Annotated in this window: 21 protein-coding genes and 1 tRNA gene; 21 read left to right on the top strand and 1 reads right to left on the bottom strand. The window is 35.2% G+C overall.

All coding sequences use genetic code 11. From position 1 onward, the window contains the following. Positions 1-23: 23 nt before the first annotated feature. The 6 genes from EHV10_RS12310 (at position 24) to EHV10_RS12285 (ending at position 8036) form a co-directional block, all read left to right on the top strand. Positions 24-1823 (top strand): glycosidase, encoded by a 1800-nt coding sequence (locus EHV10_RS12310; RefSeq protein WP_128674904.1) that lies wholly within the window; start codon positions 24-26, stop codon positions 1821-1823. Further along, positions 1820-2512 carry a hypothetical protein gene (locus EHV10_RS12305; RefSeq protein WP_128674903.1) on the top strand — a complete coding sequence of 231 codons (693 nt, stop codon included), beginning with the start codon at positions 1820-1822 and terminating at the stop codon, positions 2510-2512. The genes EHV10_RS12310 and EHV10_RS12305 overlap by 4 nt, the downstream gene beginning before the upstream one ends. 313 nt (positions 2513-2825) lie before the next feature. Continuing rightward, positions 2826-4454, top strand: coding sequence for an extracellular solute-binding protein (locus tag EHV10_RS12300; protein ID WP_128674902.1), 1629 nt, complete (start codon positions 2826-2828; stop codon positions 4452-4454). 57 nt (positions 4455-4511) lie between these two features. After that, positions 4512-5429, top strand: coding sequence for an ABC transporter permease (locus EHV10_RS12295; RefSeq protein ID WP_128674901.1), 918 nt, complete (start codon positions 4512-4514; stop codon positions 5427-5429). Between the two features lie 9 nt (positions 5430-5438). Continuing rightward, positions 5439-6320, top strand: coding sequence for a carbohydrate ABC transporter permease (locus EHV10_RS12290; protein WP_128674900.1), 882 nt, complete (start codon positions 5439-5441; stop codon positions 6318-6320). A gap of 3 nt (positions 6321-6323) precedes the next feature. Beyond that, on the top strand, positions 6324-8036 hold the full coding sequence (locus EHV10_RS12285) for a heparinase II/III domain-containing protein (RefSeq protein WP_128674899.1): 1713 nt from the start codon (positions 6324-6326) through the stop codon (positions 8034-8036). Between the two features lie 276 nt (positions 8037-8312). Here EHV10_RS12285 and EHV10_RS12280 read toward each other — a convergent pair whose 3' ends face one another. Then, positions 8313-9596: a helix-turn-helix domain-containing protein gene (locus tag EHV10_RS12280; protein WP_128674898.1), complete on the bottom strand. Its 1284-nt coding sequence runs from the start codon at positions 9594-9596 to the stop codon at positions 8313-8315. 213 nt (positions 9597-9809) lie between these two features. Here EHV10_RS12280 and EHV10_RS12275 point away from each other — a divergent pair. The 15 genes from EHV10_RS12275 to EHV10_RS12205 all read left to right on the top strand — a co-directional run bounded on the left by EHV10_RS12275 (position 9810) and on the right by EHV10_RS12205 (position 23437). Next, positions 9810-9881, top strand: a tRNA-Gln gene (locus EHV10_RS12275). A 69-nt stretch (positions 9882-9950) separates the two neighbouring features. Beyond that, complete coding sequence (locus tag EHV10_RS12270; protein WP_128674897.1) at positions 9951-10598, top strand: gamma-glutamyl-gamma-aminobutyrate hydrolase family protein; 648 nt, start codon at positions 9951-9953, stop codon at positions 10596-10598. 24 nt (positions 10599-10622) lie between these two features. Beyond that, on the top strand, positions 10623-11333 hold the full coding sequence (locus EHV10_RS12265; RefSeq protein WP_128674896.1) for an acyl-[acyl-carrier-protein] thioesterase: 711 nt from the start codon (positions 10623-10625) through the stop codon (positions 11331-11333). A 9-nt stretch (positions 11334-11342) separates the two neighbouring features. Next, on the top strand, positions 11343-12167 hold the full coding sequence (locus EHV10_RS12260) for a CvfB family protein (RefSeq protein ID WP_128674895.1): 825 nt from the start codon (positions 11343-11345) through the stop codon (positions 12165-12167). 49 nt (positions 12168-12216) lie between these two features. Continuing rightward, entirely contained in the window at positions 12217-13281 is a 1065-nt protein-coding gene (locus EHV10_RS12255) for an SH3 domain-containing protein (RefSeq protein WP_128674894.1), read from the top strand. A gap of 276 nt (positions 13282-13557) precedes the next feature. Beyond that, positions 13558-15330, top strand: a complete 1773-nt coding sequence (locus EHV10_RS12250; protein ID WP_128674893.1) for a histidine kinase N-terminal 7TM domain-containing protein — start codon at positions 13558-13560, stop codon at positions 15328-15330. Beyond that, positions 15321-16592 carry a sensor histidine kinase gene (locus EHV10_RS12245; protein WP_128674892.1) on the top strand — a complete coding sequence of 424 codons (1272 nt, stop codon included), beginning with the start codon at positions 15321-15323 and terminating at the stop codon, positions 16590-16592. The genes EHV10_RS12250 and EHV10_RS12245 overlap by 10 nt, the downstream gene beginning before the upstream one ends. 4 nt (positions 16593-16596) lie before the next feature. Continuing rightward, positions 16597-17220, top strand: a complete 624-nt coding sequence (locus tag EHV10_RS12240) for a response regulator transcription factor (RefSeq protein ID WP_128674891.1) — start codon at positions 16597-16599, stop codon at positions 17218-17220. Between the two features lie 132 nt (positions 17221-17352). Further along, complete coding sequence (locus tag EHV10_RS12235) at positions 17353-17649, top strand: WXG100 family type VII secretion target (protein ID WP_128674890.1); 297 nt, start codon at positions 17353-17355, stop codon at positions 17647-17649. An 18-nt stretch (positions 17650-17667) separates the two neighbouring features. Continuing rightward, positions 17668-17979 (top strand): WXG100 family type VII secretion target, encoded by a 312-nt coding sequence (locus tag EHV10_RS12230; RefSeq protein WP_128674889.1) that lies wholly within the window; start codon positions 17668-17670, stop codon positions 17977-17979. Next, positions 17939-18802, top strand: a complete 864-nt coding sequence (locus EHV10_RS12225) for a PP2C family protein-serine/threonine phosphatase (protein ID WP_330508548.1) — start codon at positions 17939-17941, stop codon at positions 18800-18802. Before EHV10_RS12230 ends, EHV10_RS12225 begins: the two co-directional genes overlap by 41 nt. 92 nt (positions 18803-18894) lie before the next feature. After that, positions 18895-19428 (top strand): DUF805 domain-containing protein, encoded by a 534-nt coding sequence (locus EHV10_RS12220; protein ID WP_128674888.1) that lies wholly within the window; start codon positions 18895-18897, stop codon positions 19426-19428. 48 nt (positions 19429-19476) lie between these two features. Continuing rightward, positions 19477-21255, top strand: coding sequence for a protein kinase domain-containing protein (locus tag EHV10_RS12215; protein WP_128674887.1), 1779 nt, complete (start codon positions 19477-19479; stop codon positions 21253-21255). Positions 21256-21327: 72 nt separating this feature from the next. Further along, entirely contained in the window at positions 21328-22179 is an 852-nt protein-coding gene (locus EHV10_RS12210; RefSeq protein ID WP_128674886.1) for a protein kinase domain-containing protein, read from the top strand. A 145-nt stretch (positions 22180-22324) separates the two neighbouring features. After that, positions 22325-23437, top strand: a complete 1113-nt coding sequence (locus tag EHV10_RS12205; protein ID WP_128674885.1) for a hypothetical protein — start codon at positions 22325-22327, stop codon at positions 23435-23437. Positions 23438-23453: the final 16 nt, after the last annotated feature.

Genomic DNA, 23453 nt, shown 5'->3' with positions numbered 1-23453 from the left:
ATATAATTTAAAGGAGGTGCGTTATGTTAGTTCAGAAGGAGAGAGGTAGAAGTTATTCTTATCCGCTTGGTATGACTGTGACGCCCTCTTATTTTTGTATAAAGGTTATAAGAAAATGTGAACGACTCTATTTAAACCTTTATGAAAGAAATGAAGAGGCGTTTGTAGAAAGAATAGAGTTTCCTAAAGAATCAAGAATAGGAGATGTGTGGTTTTTACAGGTAAATACACGCCTTAAGAAAACTTTTGAGTATGCACTTGAAGATGAAAAAGGACTGTTTCCGGATGAATACGGTAAATGCTTTTCAGGAAGAGATAGTTTCGGTAAAACGAGTCTTATAGATAATCCAAGAAGATGTCCGGTATTTATAAGTGAATTTGACCCGGATAATGATTTTGAAAACAACTTAGACAAGAAAAGTTTGGATGAAGCATTTATTTACAGACTTCATATAAGAGGTTTTACAAAATCAAACAGCTCAAAGGTTGTGGATAAGGGTACGTTTAAAGGACTTATAAGTAAGGTGGATTATTTAAAAGACCTTGGCGTGGATTTTGTGGACATAATGCCTGCTACGGAATTTGATGAATTTATAAGAGTCGGAGGAAGTTGGATTTCCCTTTTTGATAAGGAGAAGAAAGAAAAGCAGGAAAAAATCAGACTAAACTATTGGGGATATGCAGACAGTTTAAACTTTGCACCTAAGGCAAGTTATTCTACAAGAAAAAACAGAAATCCTGTAGATGAATATAAGAGTATGGTGAAAGCCCTACATGAAGCAGGTATCGGAGTTATACAGGAATTTTTCTTTGCGGGGAAGAATATCAGCTATATAATTGATGTATTAAGATACTGGAAAATTGAATACCATATAGACGGATTTCATCTCACAGGAGTTGACTGCTGTGAGGATATTGTAAAAGATCCTTATCTTCTTGAGTGCAAATTTATATTTACAAACAAGATATATGAAAGCAAGGGCAAAAACATCATCTCTATGGATTATGATTATATGAACAATATGAGAAAATATCTAAAGGGTGATGAGGGAATGGTTCCTTTCGTTGCAAATGTGATTGCAGATAAGAGTAATTATATGAATTTCATTGCAGATATCAACGGATTTTCACTTGCCGATATATACAGATATGATTATAAGCATAATGAAGACAATGGAGAGGACAATGCGGACGGATCAAATATGAACTTCTCCTGGAACTGCGGATTTGAGGGTGATACCAAAAAGATGCAGGTGCTTAACCTAAGAAAAAGGATGTATTTGAATGCGGTTTTACTTTTGATGATATCAAAAGGTACTACATGTATATGCAGCGGCGATGAGGTACTACAGTCAAAGAACGGAAATAATAATACATATGGTCAGGATAATGATATAAGCTATTTTAATTGGAAGCTTGTAAACAAGAATAAGGATTTTCTTGACTTTGTAAGGGCTATGCTTGGATTCAGAAGAGAGTATATTTTAGGTGGAGAAAAGTCTAAGACCTCTGTCCACGGTATGCAGGTGTGGAAGCCGGATTTTGAATACTATAACAGGCAGATGGGAATATTTATAGAAGGAAAACAGGATATATATATTATCTTAAATATGCATTGGGACAGACATGAGTTTTCACTTCCTACCATAAAGAGGGGAAGCTCATGGAAGGTATTGGTAAATACGGATGATATAAATGTGCCTTTCAAGAAAGAAGCTGTTAAGACAGAAGACCAAAGAAAGATTTCAGTCGAAGGCAGAAGCTGCATGGTACTTGTTGCCGGGGAAGATAAGAAGGCGGATGTCAGAAAGAAGAAGATATGAATGTAATTATTATAGCGGCAGTTGCGGTAGTGATAGTTGCGGTTTTTCTAATGATAAATATATCAAGGCCTAAGAGTTCAGATGATGATATGATTGCATATTCAAAGTCTAAAGAGAATAAAAATGAACTGTCAAAGCCAAGTCTAAAAAAGGGATTTCAGGAAGAGGCAAGTGTAAAATGCATGGTTGCAAATGCCACATGTTCACGCTTGAAATATATGGATTTTAAAGGCGATGTTTATGATGTGAAGTATGACGGTAAAAATGTGAACATCGAAAGAGAAACCGAAAAAGATGATACATTAAAGGATTATAAGATAGAAAAGGCTTATATGCAGGGAGGTTTCTCTCTTATAGAGGGCAATGAAACTGCCGAGAGAATAAATAACTTCAATCAAAATATGAAGCATATAAGGATCTATGATAAAGATGACAATGATTATAAGTCTATAACATTTAAACAGGGTATAAATGATTTTGTCGATATAAAAACTCTTGATGAGCTGTGCGATTTTTTAAAAAAAGAGCTTCCACAGGGCGGTATCGTGCTGGATAAACTTGTAAAAATAGGATTCGGAAAGAGAAACTTGTGGACAACTTTCAGCTATGATTATGGGGACGGCAGAAGCAAAGTTATTAAAAAAGATGATACCCTTAAGTTTGAAGATTTATTTGAAAGATGGGAATAAAGCTAGGTCACAAAAGTTGAAACTTTTGTGACTTTTTATTTGAATATTTCGAAATGTATTTCGAGACAAGTATATATTGCAAGGCTAAGAAAGATGAGAGACTGTAATTATTATTAAAAAATATGTATTAAATATATGCAATACTAATAAAAAACCTTTGAAATACATATGAATAAAGGAAAGTTGACAAAAATTATACAATATATAGTAGAGGCTAACATAAACTCTCTAAAAAATTAATTGACAAGCACAATATTTTTGTATAAAATGAAGATAACTAATTAAATATCGTAACAAAATTTAAGGAGGAAGTATGAGAAAGAGCTTAAAAAAATTAGGCGGTTTGTTATTGGTATGTAGTATGGTGGGCATGAGTTTGGCAGGTTGTTCACAGAAAGAGGGAGAAAAGACAGCAAGTGATACTGCGAGTGAGGCGGTAGCAGAGAACAAAGAGTTCTCTTATCCTATGGAAACAGATAAGACATTGACTTATTGGATCCCACTGAATGTAAATGTTTCAGCTAATTATGGAAATCTTGGAGAGACCGACTTTTATAAAAATCTGCACGAACAATCAGGAATTGCTGTAGAGTATAAGCACCCTGCACTTGGTCAGGAAAAAGAGCAGTTCAATCTTATGCTATTGGATGAGGAATTACCTGATATCGTAGAATGGGAGTGGTTCGGATATGAAGGCGGACCGCAAAAGGCTATTGATGACGGCGTAATAATTCCTTTGAATGATGTATTTGATAAGTATTGTCCGAATATAAAGGCATATTTGAAGGATCATCCGGATGTGGATAAAATGATAAAAACAGACAGTGGTGATTATTACTGCTTTCCGTTTATAAGAGGTGGAGACCTTTTGCTTACAAGTATGGGACCGATGCTTAGAGGTGACTGGCTTGATGAACTTGGACTTGAAGTACCTAAGACAGTGGATGAATGGGAAACAGTGCTTACAGCTTTCAAAGAGAAAAAGGGAGCTACAGGAGCATTCGCCTACTGGTATTCAGTACCGGATCTTACAAACAACAATCCTTTTGCCTGTGCATATGGTGCAAGAAGAACATTCTATTTAAAGGATGGTAAGATTGCATATGGTGCTATAGAAGATTCATACAAAAATTATCTTCAAAAGATGAGTGAGTGGATGAAGGCCGGACTTTTAGATCCGGATCTTGCAACACTTACAAACGATCAGGTAGCGGCAAAGATAACAAGCGGAGCGGCAGGTGCGTCATTTGCCTGGGGCGGCAGCGGTATGGGAAACTGGACTAAGGCCGGAAAAGAGACAAATCCTGATTTCAGACTTGTAGGAGCACCATATCCTACACTGGAAGCAGGACAGAAACCTGAAATGGGACAGAGAGATAATTTCTATCCGGGAGGACTTGGATGTGCGGCAATCACAACAAGTTGTAAGGATGTGGAAGTGGCAGCCAGACTCTTAGATTATGGATACAGTGAAGCCGGACATGTACTTTTTAATTTCGGTAAAGAGGGTGTAAGTTATGAGATGAAAGACGGCAAATATGTATATACAGATCTTTTACTCAATAACCCCGATATGTCAATAACTCATTCTATGGCAGGACATGTAAGAGCAAACTACAATGGACCTTTCGTTCAAGATGAAGAGTACATATTACAGTATTTCTCACTTGATGAGCAAAAAGAGGCGTTAAAGCTTTGGTCAGATACAAATATGAAGAAGTATACCATTCCGCCTATAACACCTAATGCGGAAGAAAGTAAGGAAATAGCGAAAGTAATGACTGAGGTAAATACATACAGAGATGAATGTACATTAAAGTTTATCCTTGGAACTATGGATATGTCTGAGTGGGACAATTATGTAAGTACAATCAAGTCAATGGGAATTGACAAGGTATTGGAAATGGAGAATGCGGCATTGGAAAGATACAATGCAAGATAGTAAGATATGATATTTGGCAAACCGGTGCCTTTGGCATCGGTTTGTAAAGGTGATAATATGAAAAACACGATATTTTCTAAAATAAAAAGAGATTTAAAGCTAAATAAGAGTTTGTATATTTTAGTTCTACCGGTTTTAATATTTTATATTATATTTCACTATAAACCAATGTATGGTGCTATTATAGCCTTTATGGATTACAATCCGAGACTTGGTATTAAGGGAAGTGAATGGGTTGGTTTTGCGCAGTTCATAAGGTTTTTTAATAGCCCATATTTTGTTAGAATACTGAGAAACACGGTTCTGTTGAGTGTATATGGGATTATCTTCGGATTTCCCGCACCTATAATACTCGCACTGCTTTTAAACGAACTGAAACAAAAGAAGTTTAAGAAGACTGTTCAGACAGCAACATATCTGACACATTTTATTTCATTGGTAGTGGTAACAGGTATTATAAAAGAGTTTACACAAAGTACCGGACTCATAAATGATATAATCGAATTTTTCGGTGGTACACGAACATCTCTTATACAAAATCCCGGACTTTACAGGACAATATATATAACTTCAGATATATGGCAGGAAATAGGATGGGGTTCAATAATATATCTGGCGGCATTGTCAGGTATAGATGAGCAACTTTATGAGGCGGCATCTATAGACGGTGCAAACAGATGGGACAAACTCTTACATGTAACATTGCCGGGAATAAGCACTACGATAATTATTATGCTTATATTAAGGCTTGGGCAGATACTGGGATCAAGTTATGAGAAAACCATATTGCTGTATAATGAGGCAACTTATGAAACAGCAGATGTTATAGCTTCCTATATTTATAGAGTAGGAATCCTTGAGAGAAACTGGAGTTATTCAACAGCAATAGGCCTGTTCAATTCATTTATCAACTTTATTTTCCTTATAGTTGCAAATAAGTTGAGCAAAAAAGTCAGTGAAACAAGTCTGTGGTAAGGAGGGATAATGAAAAAGAAGAATTCAAGTGCAGTAAGCATATTCAATTTGTTTAATATATGTATTTTATCCATACTTGCCCTGTTATGTATATATCCTATATGGTATGTGTTGATGGCTTCATTATCAAACGGAAATCTGATTATGCAACACAGCGGTGTATTGCTGTTTCCGATAAAGCCGAATATAGCGGCATATATTGCTGTATTTAAAAATAAAATGATTTTATCAGGCTATTTGAATACTATCAAAATTCTGGTTATAAGTTTGATATTGCAAATAACTATGACATCAATAGGAGCATATTTCTTTTCAAGAGATAGGGTGTTATTTAAGAAGCCTTTGATGTTTATTATCACTCTGACTATGTTTATAAGCGGAGGTATGATACCATTTTATCAGAATCTGAGATCCTTGCATTTGATGAACAGTCATTGGGGGCTTATTCTTCCTTTTATGATAAGTACCTACAATATGATTATTTTAAAGACATCATTTGAAAGTATACCGAAGTCACTCAGTGAGGCCGCAAGAATAGACGGGGCAGGACATATAAGAATTCTGTTTTCAATAGTATTGCCGCTTTCAAAACCTGTACTTGCAGTTATGCTTTTATACTATGGCGTGGGTGTATGGAACGGATGGTTTTGGGCCTCCACTATACTCACAGACAGAACTATGTACCCGCTTCAGGTTATACTTAGAGAAATTTTGCTTTCAAATGACACTTCAGTTATGACACAGGGAGTATCTTCAGGGGATTTGGAAGCCGTGGGAGCAACGATAAGATATGCGACTGTTATAGTTGCAACCTTACCGATACTATGTGCTTATCCTTTCTTACAAAAGTATTTTACCAAGGGTATTATGATAGGTGCAGTGAAAGAATAAATTATGAAATATTTTGAAGCAATAAGAATACATCTCGAAGAATTTAAGAGAGATATAGAAAACTATAGTAGGGAATTACTGTATAAAGAGTTACCTGTACTTAGTGAAGAGAAGTTTTTGCTGTATGAACAGACCGGAAACAGACTTATGTATGAAAAGCTATATTTTGAGAGAAGAAAATTTTTGAATGTATTCTTCTTTGTTACATTATGGCATAAGGAAAAAATATATATAAAAAAGCTTGAAGAGATAATATATGCAATATGTAAAGAAGATACATGGGCTTTGCCTGCACATGTTGATATGAGTAAATACGATTGGAAGTATACCATAGATTTATTTGCGGCTGAAACTGCACAGGCCCTATCATGTATATGCCATTATTTGGGTAAGATATTATCTGAGGAATGTACAGACATTATAAAAGAAAATGTGTGGAAGAGGATAATAAAACCTTATGTGGAAAGCGAATACGGATATCACATATGGGAAAACTGGGACAACAACTGGATATCGGTATGTGCATCAAGTATAGGTAGCGCCGTATTGTATCTGCCGGATGATAAAGGTGTAAGAGACAAAATACTTGATAGAGTCAAACTGTGTCTGGACAAATATATAGGAGGTTTCAGCAAAGACGGTGTATGTCTTGAGGGAATGAGTTATTTTACATATGGTATGGAATATTTTTTCGGTTTTGCAAGGCAGCTGTATGAATATACTGATGCAGAAAAAAATTTGTATGCCGATAAGAGACTTGAAAATATTGTATTGTTTCAACAGAACTGCTTTTTACCGGGTGGCAATACCATAAGTTTTTCTGACGGTTCAACCAATGACAGATTCAGACTTGGACTCGCTTGCTTTTTAAAGAGTAAATTTAAGGGCTTTGAAATCCCGCCTATAGACCTTGCTATGAAATTTGACTCTGACGGTTGCTATAGATTTATGGCAAATCTACAGGATGATTTATGGGTAAGTGAATTTTTAGAGGATAAAAAAAGTGAATATCAAGCCCAAAAAGATGAGTACAAATTTATCTTTTATAAAGAAGCACAGTGGGCTATATGGAACAGTGGTGATACAGGACTTGCAATCAAAGGAGGTAATAATAATGAACCTCACAACCATAATGATATAGGTAGTTTCATACTAAGCTATGCCGGAGAAATATTCCTTAAAGATCTTGGATGTGGTGAGTATACAAAGGATTATTTTAAAGATGATACAAGATATAAAATATTTAATAACAGAAGTCTTTCACATAATGTACCGCTAATAAACGGCGAGGAACAAAAAGCGGGTGAAGAGTATAAATGTTTAAGTTTTGAATCACCAAAAACAGGGCAGATAAGAATGTCTTATGCATCCGCCTATGGCTTAAAGAATATCGAACTTGACAGAAATGTAGAACTTTACAGTAATGAGAACATTATTACTATAGAGGATGTATTGTCATCTGATAAATATACTTTGACTGAAAACCTGATAACATCCATAAAGCCTAAAATAGAAAATAAAAGAATTTTAATAACAGGGAAAAAAGCAACACTTTGCATAGATGTGGAAAATGGTGGAAATATAAATATAAATGAAGTTTATTTCAGCAATCATAAAGGTGTTGAAGAGAGGGTGTGGCAAATACAGTTTAACTGTGAAAGTGAACATGATAACTGCAGGATAGAGCTTAAACTAGGCTTTAACAAAAAAATATAATTTTTTGCTGAAGTGTAAATGTTAGTTCAACTTAAAAAGTAAAATTATGTAAGTTGCATTTAGTGTTACAGAATCAAAGAAATATAACATTTATACTACTAAAAAGGTGCAATAACTGTTACAATATAAATATTATAGGGAGCTATTTGGGCGTATAGGTGTAATTTTTTGCATCACAAATAAGTGGATTTTAATCGAATTTTTTTGAGTGTAGGACTAACTTCCACTTGTAAAATACCTGTTTGAGACGCTCTTGACAGCTACCTATAATAAGAGTTATCTATTTTTTAGAAGATAGGGTTTTAAAACAATCCTATCTTTTTCTATTTCCTTGATACCATATGCTATAAGTTTTTCATAGAGGTCATGATACATAAAGGAAGCAACCTCTAAAGGACTCTTGCCACCAAATTTTTCAACAGGTGCAGAATTTATATGACTTATAACAAGGTTAAGGGAGTTTTGATTGATTAAGCCAATAGACGTCAAGTCTGTTTGTTTTGGAAGTATGTAACGTAGTTGTATGTGATTGTTTTCAAGAGAACCTTTCTGACCTGATTGCATCGGGTCACAGTAGAATACCCTGGTGCGTGTGGAGCCATCTATATCTGTTTCCATATCCTTTGCCGCATAAAATTCAGAACCTCTATCAGTTAGCAAGACATTTACATATTTTCTAAATACATCATTGCCGAGAATGTCTTCTAAAGTATCGACTCCATTCTTCATAGCAGTGGAAGTCTTTTCAGTTTGGTAGATTGCAAATAGGATGCCTGATGGAATAAACTTAAAAGTTTGGATAAATGGACCTGTGGTTTCGTTGTTATAGACTGTATCCATCTGCGTTATAAGAGCATTAGGATTTTCGTCAATATATTGCTTATAGTCATTGTAGTTACGTCCAATCAGATGTTTGTTGTCAGCCCTTTTCTTAAAACCATTAGACTTCTTTCTTGGAATTTTACGAGAGACTTGCCTTCTAAGGTCAAGAACGCTTATACCGGCTATTTCATGAAATATATCGCCTTCTATGTAGTTGTATAAAGTCTTTTCAGAAATACCAAGTTCAGGGTGAGAAGCAAGTATTTGATATGGAGATAAACCTTGTTTAAGGAGTGGTGCTATCACATCAGCAATGTCCTTAGCTTGTTTAACTGTAAGATTTACTCCTTGTCTGGAGTCTACCAGTGTATAATGATAATCATTCCATGCATCTTCCGGAGAATATTTATATTTGTTAAAACGACAATGACGCCAGTTTGTGCAGCCGTTACAGGCACCGGGAGAGCGGTCACGTCTTTTGCAGTGGAATGGAGAGTAAAGTATACAATCAGTTTTGCATTCACGTCCAAAAGGGCACTTCTTGTAGTTACTAAATTCAAGCGGCATGCTGCACCTGTATGTCAGCTTACGATGTGACTTGATTTCTTTACAAACAGTTGATTTATCTTTACCAATAGTTTCAGCAATAGCAGTCTTAGTGGAGCCGTTAGTAATACCCGTTAGAATAATTCGTCTATCTTCAAGGGTTAAATGTGAAAATGAGTTTAAAGATGTAATAGTGTTACCTACCTTTCCGGTAGCTGTCTTATCTGAATTGTACTACTAAACGCAACTATTGTAAAAGTTGAAATATGTGTAAGACTAAACGCAACTTTAGCATAGGGGTTGTGGAAATAAACTTTTCACCCTAGGAATATAATTTTTTTAGTAAGTTTTTTAAATTACTATTGACAAAACTGACTCAATAGATTATCCTATTAAAGTCAGTTTTGGGTTATCGCCAAATGGTAAGGCACTGGACTCTGACTCCAGCATTTCTAGGTTCGAATCCTAGTAGCCCAGCTTTTACAACTCCCATTCAAACGAAGATGTTTGTGGGAGTTTTTTAGTATATACAGATGAGGATTTTTTATGAAGAAGGTAGCACTTGCAGGGACTGAAAGCTTGACAAATTATATCGATGCGCTCAAAGAAAATGACATAGAAGTTATTGCAACTCTTGATGTGGATGAAGCCATAAAATGTGACGGTTTGCTTCTTCCGGGTGGTGGAGATATAGATCCTGTTTACTATGGCGAAGAAATGAACGGCTCTGATGAGCCTGACAGAGAGCTTGATAAAGCACAAAGAGATATTTTGGATGCATTTGTCAAGGCAAAAAAGCCTATCTTAGGAATTTGCAGAGGTATGCAGCTTATAAATATCTATTTTGGAGGAAGTTTACATCAGGATCTTGTAACAAGAGATATTCATACAAGAAAAAATGGTAATGACAGCATACACAGTGTAAAAAGTGTAGAAGAAGGAAATTTGTTTGAAAAATTTTATGGTAAAATTTTCAATATAAACTCCGCACATCATCAAGGAACAAAAAAACTCGGAAAAGGACTGAAGGAGGTTTTGCGCTCCGATGACGGAGTATGTGAAGCTGTTATACATGAAGAATTACCGATTATCGCTACACAGTTTCATCCTGAGAGAATGTCTTATAAACAAAGAAGAGATGATGCGGTAGTAGGTGAGGAAATTTTCAAGTATTTCAAATCTCTTTTAAAATAAGAGACAGTGAGGTAAGGTAGTCAAATGTATTCATTTAATGAAAGAATCAGATACAGTGAGTTGGGGGAGAATGGAGAGCTGTCTTTGGTAGGACTTTTGAATTTATTTCAGGACTGTTCAACATTTCAATCCGAGGATCTGGGACTTGGAATAAAATATTTACAAGGAAAAAAGGAAGCCTGGTGGGTTAATTCCTGGCAGATAGATATAAGCAGATTGCCGGGACTTGCGCAAAAAGTGGAAGTAGGTACATTTGCGTACAACTTTAAAAGCTTTTACGGCTATAGGAATTTCTTTTTAAAAGATGAAAACGGTGAGTTCTTGGTAAAAGCCGATTCCATATGGTTTCATTATGACTTGGACAATAAAAGACCTACCAAACCTACAGATGAAGCTTTAAAAAAGTATTTGGCAGGAAATGAAAAACGCCTCGATATGACGGAGATTGTCAGAAAGTTTGATATACCGACAGAGTATGAGCTTGGCAATGAAATAGTGGTAAGTAAAAATGATTTGGATACAAATCATCATATGAATAATGCAGTATATGTAAGTAAAGCAAAAAATATTATTGAAGAAGATTTCAAAGTAAAAAAAATAAGTGTACAATACAAGAAGGCGGCCGTATTGAATGATGTGATTTTACCTAGAGTTACAAAGAATGAAAATTCATATATTGTAAATCTGGCAGATCTAAAGGGAGATACATATGCTATCGTCAGATTTGAATATTAAGGGGGACTTATGGAATTAGGAAAAATACAGAGCCTGAAAGTTGACAGAAAAAAAGATTTCGGTGTATATCTTACAGACGGAAACGGTGAAGATGTACTTCTGCCTATGAAGGAAGTGCCGGAAGGCTGTGAAGTAGGAAGTGAGATAGAAGTATTTGTATATCGTGACAGTAAAGACAGACTTATTGCTACTACCAGAAGACCAAAAATTTTAGTTGGAGAAGTCGGAAGACTACAGGTAAAATCTACTACAGGAATAGGGGCATTTCTTGATATAGGACTTGAAAGAGATGTGCTTTTACCTTTTAAGGAGACTGTAAATAAGGTAAAAGAGGGAGATGAGATACTTGTATATCTTTATGTGGATAAGAGTAACAGACTTGCAGCCAGTGCAAAGGTTTATTCACATCTTTCACCAAACAGCCCATACAAAAAGGATGACGAGGTCGTAGGAACGGTATTTGAAATTAAAAAGATGGGTATATTTGTAGCTGTTGATGACAAATACAACGGTATGATCCCGCCGAATGAGAGCTTTGAGGATATCAAGATTGGTGACAGACTTGATATGAGAGTTATAAGAGTAAGAGAAGACGGAAAGCTTGATTTGAGCCCGAGAAAGAAGGCTTACAGACAGTTGCTTACCGATGCGGATGTTCTTTACAATATAATTGAGAACAGAGGCGGCAGTTTAGGCTTTGATGAGAGTGTTTCTCCGGATAGAATAAAGGCGGAGCTTAAGCTTAGCAAGAATGCTTTTAAAAGAGCTGTAGGACATCTTTTGAAAGAAGGCAGGATAGAAATAACAGATGGCGATATCAGGATAAAACAGTAATATAAAAGACTACAGAGTTTCTGTGGTCTTTTTTAGAAAGGAGTCGGATATGTCTTTGAGGGATAATGTTATAAGAAAGGCGGGGGAGTATATCGGAGTGAGCGAAGATCCTCCCGAGAGCAATAATGTATTGTTTAACACAAATTACTACGGGCAGGAGGTATATGATAACAGTGCCAGTTCTTATCCATGGTGTGTGACCTTTCTTTGGGATATCTTCAGAATGAGCGGGGCAAGCCATGTCTTTTGTGACGGAATGAAGACCGCATCCACAGAAACCGTATATTCTCATTATAAGAATAAAAATATGCTCTTTGACAGTGGAAAAAAGGGCGATATTATACTTATTTTGAGTAATGGAGCAGGACAGAGCAGAAGAGTAAATCATGCAGGTCTCGTGGTGGCGGTAAATAAAGACGGCAGCTATGAAACCATAGAGGGAAATACTGGAAGTACCGATATTGCAAATGGTGGTATGGTAATGAAAATGACCAGAAACTTTGACGGCAGAGGCTATACAATAGTAGGATTTGCAAGACCTGATTATGATAGTAAAGGTCCTAAGCCAGGCCCAGGTAACAATCAGAATCAGGGAAATAAGCCTGGCCCAGGCAGTAGACCTAATCAGTCATATAAACCGGCTGCAAATGAGATACCCATTACTGCAAACTTAACTATTGTAGGCAGTGGAGTAAGGATAAGAACCGCGCCAAATACAAGTGCAGGAGTTGTAAAAAACTTAAGTGCAGGAGAAGTGGTAAAAGCAAGCGGTAGAATAGCCAGCAGATACAATCCATGGTTTCATATATCTGAGGGTTTTATAAGCGGAAACTATGTAAGAGGCTGGATAAAGGATTATAATGACAACAGAAGATGGTGGTATGTAGATAAGGATTATAGATATGCCAAGGCGGAATGGAAGAATATAGGCAGCAAGGACTATTGCTTTGGCAAGGACTCATATCTTTTTGTAAGCTGTTATATAAAATCAGCCGTAAACTCTACCTATTACTGGGTGGATGATAGCGGAGCATACCAAAAGCAGTATGACACCACAAGTCCAAGCAGAAAATACAGGATTGTGGAAAATTATAAGACGGAGAATGCGAGGTAGAAACAGAGCAGTCACACAGTATATGTGTGATTGCTTTTTTATTAGCAATTCTTAATATTACCGTTATAGTATGTTTTTAGAACAAAATATTCAGTATACAAAATACACTAGAGTATAATGTTATGGAGCGACAATTAATTAGATTATAACTAGATATGTGTTGAATAATCTTAATGATATGATAAAATATTCTTAAGAATCTTTATACTTATGGTATATGGATAAAGATTTGGCTATAAATGGAATATGACATAAAAACAAAGGACGTAATAATTGATGGATATATTCAAAGTAAAAAAGCCTAATGTTTTAAAAGATAGATCATATCTGTGGATATTGGGAACAATATTGTTATTAGTGTTGTCTGCAAGGCTGGCTTGGAAAATTGAAAGCAATACAACATGTTTTAGAGAAAATCCTATTTTTGGACAAGGAAAGGAAAATACTTTTTGGGATATTTTTCTATCTGTTTTATTGTATCTTATGCATCAAATAGCACTATGTGTTTGGTGGAATGCTATAAGAATACGAATTATTCAAAAAGGAGTTCGATTTTTTTTACTCTGTGCATATGGATTTATGTTTATTTTTGCACTGTATGGATGCTTGCAATTACTTATTTTTAATATAGATCCGTTGTGGTTTAGAATTAGCGGGTATTTTTATGGTGTATTGGGAGTTGTACTGCCACTACCGGGATTTTTTGCAGCTCTTTGTTTGGGGAAACCACAGAGCTTTTTTCCTAAAAGGCGTTTTTTGTGGGTGTTATTGCCGGCAGCTATTTTATTGATTCTTATGATGACTAATGAGTTTCATATGTTGTTTTTTGTAAAATCACCTAATGAAGGTGTTAATTTGCAATTTGTCCCGGGAATTTTGTTTTATATTATGCTGTTATGGGGATTTGTCTTTCATAGTTTAAAAATATATTTGGTATATAGAGTAAGTAAGGAGATTAAGACTACTAAATTACAAAAAGCACTTCCATTTTTGACACTTTTTTGTATTTTTATATATTTAATTCCATATGTTTCAGGAGCGATGATTTGGAATAATGAACCGTTTGAATTGGCATATTTTGTATTTTTAGTAGAAGCTTTATTTTGGGAGTTTTGTATATATTTAGGATATGTTCAGGGGAATAGGTATCATGGGTATGTTTTTCATAATTCACATATAGGGATGGAAATTTTAAATATTGACGGAGATGTTCATTTACAATCTACAGATATGAAAGATTTGTCATTTGATGAAAAGGAGCAGCTTATAAAGCTTGGGAAATTGGAAAATGGAACCGGGTATACATACTATGAAAGCCAATTCCCCGGAGGATATTTAGTCTGGAGAATTGATAATAGAAAAATGTATCAAGCTATTGATGTGTTAAAGCAAAATCAGGAAGAACTGGAGCTGAAATTGGATTTGGTGCAGGAGCGATTTCAGTGGGAACAGAGAGAAAGAAGTGTTAGAAATCAAAAAGAAGTATTTGAAAAACTTAGTATAGTTGTAAAAGACCAAATTATAGCGTTGAAGAGAGCTTACACGGACTTTAAAAGAGAAGGAATGAATATGGACTCTTGTTTTAGAAAAATGCTCTGGATATCGGTATTTTTAAAACGCTATGTAAATATTTTTTTGCTATGTCAGGGTGGAAAAACTATTACACAGGATGAAATGCGACTTTGCTTTGTAGAATTTGGAGAGAAGTTGAGATGGTTTCCGGGCATTAGAACTGTAGAAGTATGTGAAGGAAAAGGGAATGTTTCACAGGACATAGCATTGCTAATTTGCAAATTGTGGATTTTATTAATTGAATGGGGAGAATATGCACCGGAGTGTATGGAATTACATATGAAAGATGGAAGAAAAGCCAAGATAATTATCGAGAGTTCTACTATTTTAAATAAAGATGATTTCTTGGAATGGTTTTTTAGTATAGAAAGCCCTAATTTGAATAATATCGATATCTTTGAAATAAGAGAGGGTAAAAGACAGGAAATCAGTGTAGTCTATAAGGATAAAGGGAGGGCAGAATATGTATGTACATAATTGATGTTCTTTTGGTGACATTACTTGCTGCCGGAGCCGGATGGAGTATATGCTCTTTATCAGGATGTTGTATGCGACGATTAGCTGTATATAAAAAAGACACTTCAATATTTTCAAAAAGAAAAGGAATAAAAAAAGAACTTGTTTTTTTGGTTATAAGTTGTATTTTAACAGCAGATTTGATCTGGTATGGAGGATATATCCGCCTTCACTATATATATGGTGAGGAGATTGATTTGATTCGCAAGATACAAGTCTTTATACCGCTTTTGATTGGCTTACCTTTGTATATAGATAGTAAAATTCGTAATGATCCTATGTTGGAGATGGATTGTGTAGTACAGGCGTTAAATAGTGTACCTGTGGGAATAGCCTTTGTAAATATTAAGGGGGTTCCAGTGTTAATTAATAATAAGATGTATGAGCTCAATCAGATTCTTTTGGGAAGATATATTCCAAACTTTGAAATGACATGGGAGTGTTGGAAGAAAGAAGGATTACAAAAATATCCTGTTGCAGAATATAAATGTGGGGAATCTGAACTTTTCTTTAGTATAGGGGAAGAAGTATGGAGAATAAGAAGAGAGTTTTTAGATATTGGATTTTGGCAGATAAGGGCTGAGGAAATCACCAATCTTTATAACCTGCAAAATGAAATAAGAAAAACATTAAAGACTTTGGCTGAGGAAAATAAGAAATATGCTCATATGATACAAAGTGTAATAAATATAAATTCTGAACAGAAATATCTCACTTTAAAGATGAACCTGCACCGAGAATTTGGAGACTGTTTACAGTCGGGCTACAGGTATATGAATAAAGGAGAGGGAATGGACAAAGAAAAGGTATTACAAATATGGAAGAGACTGTTAGATAATCTGTCAGGTAGTATTTCCTTGCCCGAGAAGATAGATGAAAAAAGAGAACTGATGGAGTTGGCATCTCTGTTTAATTGTAAATTATACCTTCCAAAGCAAAATTGGTTTAGAGAAATTTATGAACCTATTTTTTATTTTTGTGTAAGAGAATCTATGATGAATGCTATTCGTCATGGTTCAGCTACAAAAGTGTTTGTCACACAAGATATAGAAGAAGATAAAGTACGAGTTTATATTAGAGATAATGGTACAGGGTTAAAGGAAGGATTTAGTGAAGGCGGAGGAATTTCAGGAATTAGAGAATATTTAAAACAAAAAGATATTCCCATGTATCTAAAAGCAGAAGAAGGAAGGCTAGAGATATCATTTTTATTAAGGAGGTGATTAAGTGATTGGCATTATGATTGTGGAGGATTCACCGGTTACAATGGAATATTTAGAGTTGGAACTTGAGAAAGCGAAGCATAAGTATAAAATCATGTGCAAATTTCGAGGAGTTGAAAATGTAGAGCCGGCTTGTGAATCCGGACGAATAAATATTGTATTGATGGATGTATGCTTGGGCGACAGTTCAGGGCTTGATTTGGCAAGGAAGATAAAGGAGCGATTTCTTGGTATTAAAGTGATTATTATGACATCAATGCTTGATCAAAGTTTTATTAAACAGGCTAAAAATTTCGGATGTGACGGATTTTGGTTTAAAGAAAGTATGCAGCATGGGATTTTAAATGTATTAGATGATGTGTCTGTTGGAGAAAAAAAATTTGTAGATGATTTTCCGGCAGTTACCCTTGGAAATGCCAAGATTGAGGAACTTACAGAAGCGGAGTTGGCAGTTTTAAGAAGCTTTGCAAAAGGATGTACATATGCGGAGGTGGCAGAGGACTGCCATATATCACAAAATACAGTACGTTATCATGTAAAAAATTTAACAAGCAAAACGGGTATGCACAATATGGCAAAGATTGCGTTGGAAGCAGTTGATAAAAGGGTTATTTTGCCAAGGTTTTAGGAAATGATTAAATGGCTATGAAAATATGGGAAAACCACATGTTTGTGTGGGTGCTTAGAAAAGTTTTTTTGATATACTTAAGTCAACAAAAAACATTAGCCAATTGGCGAGTAATCAGAATAGGAGTTAAATATGGCAGAAATTAAAGTAACACCTGCGGTTCTTAGACAAAAGTCAGAGGAACTGCAAACAGGTGTAAAAAACTTAGCACAGAAAATGAATGAGCTTCAGGAAAGGGAAAACAGTTTGTCAGGTATGTGGCAGGGTGCAGCTAAGGATAGCTTTCATAATGCATTTATGACCAGTTACAATGAATGCCAGCCATTTTTTCAGGAGTTGCAAAGATTTATTGTAAAGCTGGATGAAACAGCAAAGCAATATGAGATGGCAGAGGCTAGAGCGGCAGAAGCTGCACAGAAAAGAATGTAAAGGAGCAAGTGATATAAAATGGATGGTAATATTTTAGTAACTCCGGGTGAGTTGACAAAGAATGCGGCAGAGTTTACATCAGCAGGAAATAATATGTATCAAATAGCTAATAACATGCTTCAAACAGCACAGAGCTTGAGTGGAATTTGGTCGGGTGAAGCTGCAAATACATATATGAATAATTTTAAGAGGTTCCAAGGAAGCTTTGATAAACTTAAGAGAATAATTGATAAGCACTCTGAAGCCCTTACAGAGTTGGCGAATTTGTATCAGCAAGCTGAGCAGCAAAATGTTGAAGCTGCCAGTGATTTTAGAAATGTTTTGGAATAAATTATTCGAACCATTAGAGTACACTTTAAGTGGTATCTTAGTCAGTGATGTTGGAAGGAAGAGGACAGAAAATCAGGATAATTTTTCTTTTGGAGAATTTGTTAATGGGAATAAGTCAAATTCCATTCGATTAGAAATACAAAAGGTTACTTTACCTCAAGCCTACGGTATTATGGACGGGATGGGGGGCGAAAAGCTGGGAGCACAGGCATCACTTGAGGCTGCCGGCTTTTTTTCTGATATAAAAAGGGATATTTTGGAAATATTGCCTAAGCTTGATACTAAAGGAAGAGAAAAGGTATTTACAAGCTTGATATATAGTCTAAATGAAAAAGTGTGCCAAATGGCATTGGAAAATAATGTAAAGCAATCGGGAACCACAATTATAGCTATATTTTTTGTAGAGAATAGGGCATATATAGTTAGTGTTGGGGATAGTAGGATTTTTTTGATTCGTAATGGTGAAGTTACACAACAAAATAAATTGGACACTATGAATATTACAATTACAGAGAATGGGGTGGAAAAACAGATCAGAGGAGGGCTTAGTCAGTTTTTGGGTATGGATGCATCAGAATATGAACTGGTACCACATATAGTAGACTTGAAATTAAAAGAAGATGATACATTTTTACTATGTAGTGACGGATTGACAGATTATGTCACTCCGGAAGAAATAGGAGAGGCAATAAGCAATAAATCCGGTGTAAGCTCTGTAGATTACCTTCTAGGTTTGGCAATGGAAAGAGGTGGAAAGGATAATACTACTATTATAAGGTTGGATGTAAAAGCAAAAGGAACAGAGTCGACAGTTTCTGAGTAATGCAAGTATCTAAAAATAGAAAAGAGCCGTTATGGAATAATGAGATATTGTGTTAAGCATATGGAGCGTAGAGACAGGTTAAGGAGTAAAACATGGGTAATATACATGAAGAAGATGGTACAAAAAAAATAGGCAAGGGTGATTATACTGTAAAAATGTATAAAAAAAGGGAAGAAGCTCCGTCAAATCAAGTTGTTGAAAATGCACAACCAAATATTCAAGAAACTACTGTAGAGGGACAAAGTCCTAATGTAGATTTTGTCGAAGAGCTTACTACAGGTAATCCGTATCTTTCATACTGGGAAAATGCTTTTAATTTCAAAGGAAGAACATCAAGAGGTGATTATTGGATAGTTGTATTAATTAATGTAATTATTACTATACCACTTATTTTTGTTAGGATCTTACTTTTGGTGTGGTGTATTATTACTTTTATTCCATCGACTGCTATGATGGCAAGACGTTTAAGGGATGCCGGATTTAGTCCCTATAATCTTATTTGGTATAATATAGTTTCTCTTATTATTACACTTTTAGTAAGAGATAACCCGTCATGGAGTCTATTGGGATTTATTATTTTCATAATAATGCTGATTTTATTAGCCAGTCCATCCAAAAAGAAGTAATAGGTATCTGAGTAGAAGTACAAAAATAAAAAGAGAAGAGAGCGTGAAATGGAATATAGAGATATTATACAAAGAGTTTGGAGCGACTGGAGCATCGGCGAAAAACTGGGAGAGGGCTCATTTGGGCAAGTATATTTTGTTCAAAAAGAGCGTATGGGAGTTGTACAAAAAGCAGCGGTAAAGGTAGTGAGGATACCAAAGAGCGATGATGAAGTAGGAGAAATAAAAGCTGCTTATGGTCTTACAGAAGATCAACTGAAGGATTTTTTCTATCCGGAGGTTATAAGGTACAAAGAAGAAATACAACTGATGCAGACTTTGGGAGAGAATGCAAATATTGTACAAGTACAGGATTTTGAAATTATGGAGGATCCAAGTGGAAGACTTGGATGGTATATTCTAATTAGAATGGAACTTTTGGAAAGCTTAGATTCATTTATTAAAAGAGAAGAGCTATCTGTGGGTGATGTAATGAACATGGCGATGGATATTCTGGAAGGGCTCCAAGAATGTGAGAATCACAATATAATTCACAGAGATATCAAAACAGCTAATCTTTTCCGCAGCAAAAAAGGTATTTATAAGCTGGGTGATTTTGGAATAGCAAGAGATACTTCAGCAAGCAGTAGAAGTCTTTCTCATAAAGGTACAGACAACTATATGGCTCCTGAAGTTTATCAGGGAAAAAGATACTCTCACAATGTAGACTTATATGCACTCGGTATAGTGATATATAAGCTGTTAAATAAGAATCGTTTACCATTTTTAGGAGAGGAAAGGCTTACTTCAAGAAGTATTGAGAGAGCCTTTCAGCTACGCCAGCAGGGAGAAGAGATTCCAAGAGCCTTGGAATGCAGTGAAGAACTACATAAGATAATAAAGAAGATGTGTGCCTATAATCCTGAAGACAGATATCAAAACGCAAAAGAAGTATTAAATGACTTGAACGAATATAAAATAGCAAATGACGATGAGATTAATAGAGCATTAACCTTACCAAGAAACCCTAATTGCAGAAATATTTTTGATATGGAAATTCAAGAAAATATCAATATAATAGATAATTCTACAGTAAGGGAAGTATCACTAAATAGAGAATTATTAATAGGTAAACAGTCTGAATACCAAGAAAGAACGACATCACAGACTCATTCAATATATGAAAGTAGAGGGAGAGATTTAGAAGGAAAAGAGGATTCTAATAGTATATATGAGGAAATCCGTTCAAGAGATAGCAGCTATGGTGACTATACCAGACAAATGTATCAGAAAAGAGAAAAAACAACCACTGTTCAAAATGAAGGAACTGCACAGCCTAATATACAACAGGTGTTGGTGGAGGCTGGAAGATTTGCGGAAGATAGTGAGCTAAAAAAAATGAATTCCTATGGAGCTTATTGGAGTAATTACTTTAATTTTGAAGGTAAAACGACAAGAGCAGGATATTGGATTACTACAGTAATAAATATGGTGATTTGGTTTGCTGGAACAATGTTACTTGCGTTTACCAGACAAGAACTGGGTAATTGGTTTTTCACCATTTGGGCGGGAGTTAATGCTATTCCGGATACAGCTATTCAAGTTAGAAGGTTAAGGGACGGAGGGAGAAGTATATATCATATATTTTGGCATATACCAACATTAATTTCCTTCATGTTATATTTGTGGATAGTAATAGTTAATGACGGCAGGTCATACTCCGATTTGCTGGAGGATGTATTCGCTGGCAGTATTATTATTGGATTGATTGGTAAAGTTGTTTTATTTGTTTTATTGCTATCACCTTCTAAAACAAATAAAAAGATTAAAGATAATAAATATGTATAAATAGTAAGTTAAGAGGCCTTATTAAATAGGGTATTTATGACTTAAAGAGTATATGATAAATACAGGTGAAACATGGAATATAGGGATATTATACAAAGTGTCTGGCCGGACTGGCAGGCGAAGGAGATATTGGGCAAAGGCTCATATGGTACTGTATTTAGAGCAGTAAAGGAAAAGTTCGGAGTGGGGAAAGAGTCGGCTATCAAGGTTGTACATATTCCCACAGATGACAATCAAATAGAACAGGTTAGGCATAGTTTTCATCTCTCTGATAAGGAATTAAAAGAATACTTTTATCCCGAAGTGGAAAAGCTAAAAGAAGAAGTAGCACTTATGGAAAAGCTGGGAGAAAATGAACACTGTCTTCATATTCAGGACTTTGATATTTTGGAGAAGCCGGAGGGAAGTATAGGTTGGAATATTTTGATCCGCATGGAGCTTTTGGAGAGTTTGGAATCCAGAATATCAAGAGGTGGTATTAAACTAGGCGAGGTTGTCTCTCTGGGTGAAGATATTTTATCAGCATTGGAGACTTGTGAATCTCATAGAATTATTCATAGGGATATAAAGCCTGCGAATATTTTTGTTAATTCCAAGGGTGTGTATAAGCTTGGTGATTTTGGAATAGCAAAAGATTTGACTTTAGAGAGCAGAAATCTTTCACATAGAGGAACGGATAATTATGCTGCACCTGAGGTATGCCAAGGAAAAGATTATTCTTATAATGTTGATATTTATGCTTTAGGACTTGTTTTATATCAATTAATAAATAAGAATAAGAGACCTTTTTTTGGCGAAGGAAAAGTAACCGCTACATTATCAGAGGAGGCCTATAGAAAGAGAATTACTGGAGAAGATTTTCCAACGCCTCCCTTTGGAGATGAAGAGTTATTTGCCATAATCAAAAAAAATGTGTGCTTTTGATCCCAAAGAACGTTTTCAAAGTGCCGGAGAGGCAAAAAGTGAATTGCAAGCTTATAGGGAAAAACATAAAGATAAACTTGATGTTGTGCTTGAACTTGGACAAAAAAAGAGTTCAGATGTATGCGATGTGCAGAGTGCAGAATATATGGATAAAAATCCAAAAGAAGGATATGTGAGAAATACTCCTAAAACCGGTAATAAGCTTGAAAGACAATCATCTTTTACGGGGAGCAGAGAGGAAGTATTTACAGAAAGTAATCATTATGATGAAGTAAATAGTTCTGAAGATTATACTCGAAGCTTAAATTATTATGGAGGTGAGAGCCAGGCACGAGGTAAAGAAAAGTATGTAAGTCAAGCAGAGGAAGTAGATAACAAACAGCCGGATTTACAGCAAATATTAGAAGAAGCAAATCAGTTACCGTCAAAAAAGAAAAGCAGATTACCATTGATATTTGTATCAATCATTTTCTGTTTAATTCTTGTAGTTGGTGGAATATTTTTTTCAAATTTCTTAAAATCACAAGAGGAATTAAAGGAAAATACTGTAAGAGTTGCAAAGGCAAAAGAAATTGCGGCAACATCGGATTTATTTGAAATTGATAAAGATAGTTTAGATTCCTCGGTTTACATTGATTATACACTTGGTATATGGTCTTATAAAAGCAATATGATAAAAGATAGAGATGGATTTTATATAGGAGAACTGAAAAGAGGAATACCTGATGGATATGGTGTTTTTTACTATGAAAATGAGAATAATGAAGGCGGAAGCAAAGCGCATGGAAGCCATATGCTAATTGGAGAATGGGAAAACGGGAACTTAAAAAAAGAGTCAACTGTGGAGCGTAGGCTTCTAGCACATATAGAAAATGCAGAAGATGATATTACTGATATAAAATATACCTTTAATGATACTTGGGAAAATGGATGGTTTATACATGATGAGGCGGATGGAACTTATTCTTATCAGGATATTGCCAGACCAAAGGGAGAATTGTGGAGTGATTGGACATTTACAGGAAAAGTAGAAGTTAATGGTATAGGCTGTATAAGCGGGATAAGAAAATACTCAGAGGACAGCTATGAAGAAGGAGAATTTGAAGGGTTGAGATTAGTTAAAGGGAAAAAACATTTAAGAGATGGCACTATATATGATGGAGAATTCCAAAGTGGTGATCTATATAATGGAATAGTTTACAATTCTGATGGAAGTGTTGGGTACTATGTAACGAGTGGTAAATGGGAAAAGAGATAAAACTTATCTTTAAGAA

This window comes from Lachnoanaerobaculum gingivalis, from assembly GCF_003862475.1.
In the GTDB taxonomy this organism is placed as follows: domain Bacteria; phylum Bacillota; class Clostridia; order Lachnospirales; family Lachnospiraceae; genus Lachnoanaerobaculum; species Lachnoanaerobaculum gingivalis.
This window is presented reverse-complemented; position numbering and strand designations above follow the sequence as displayed.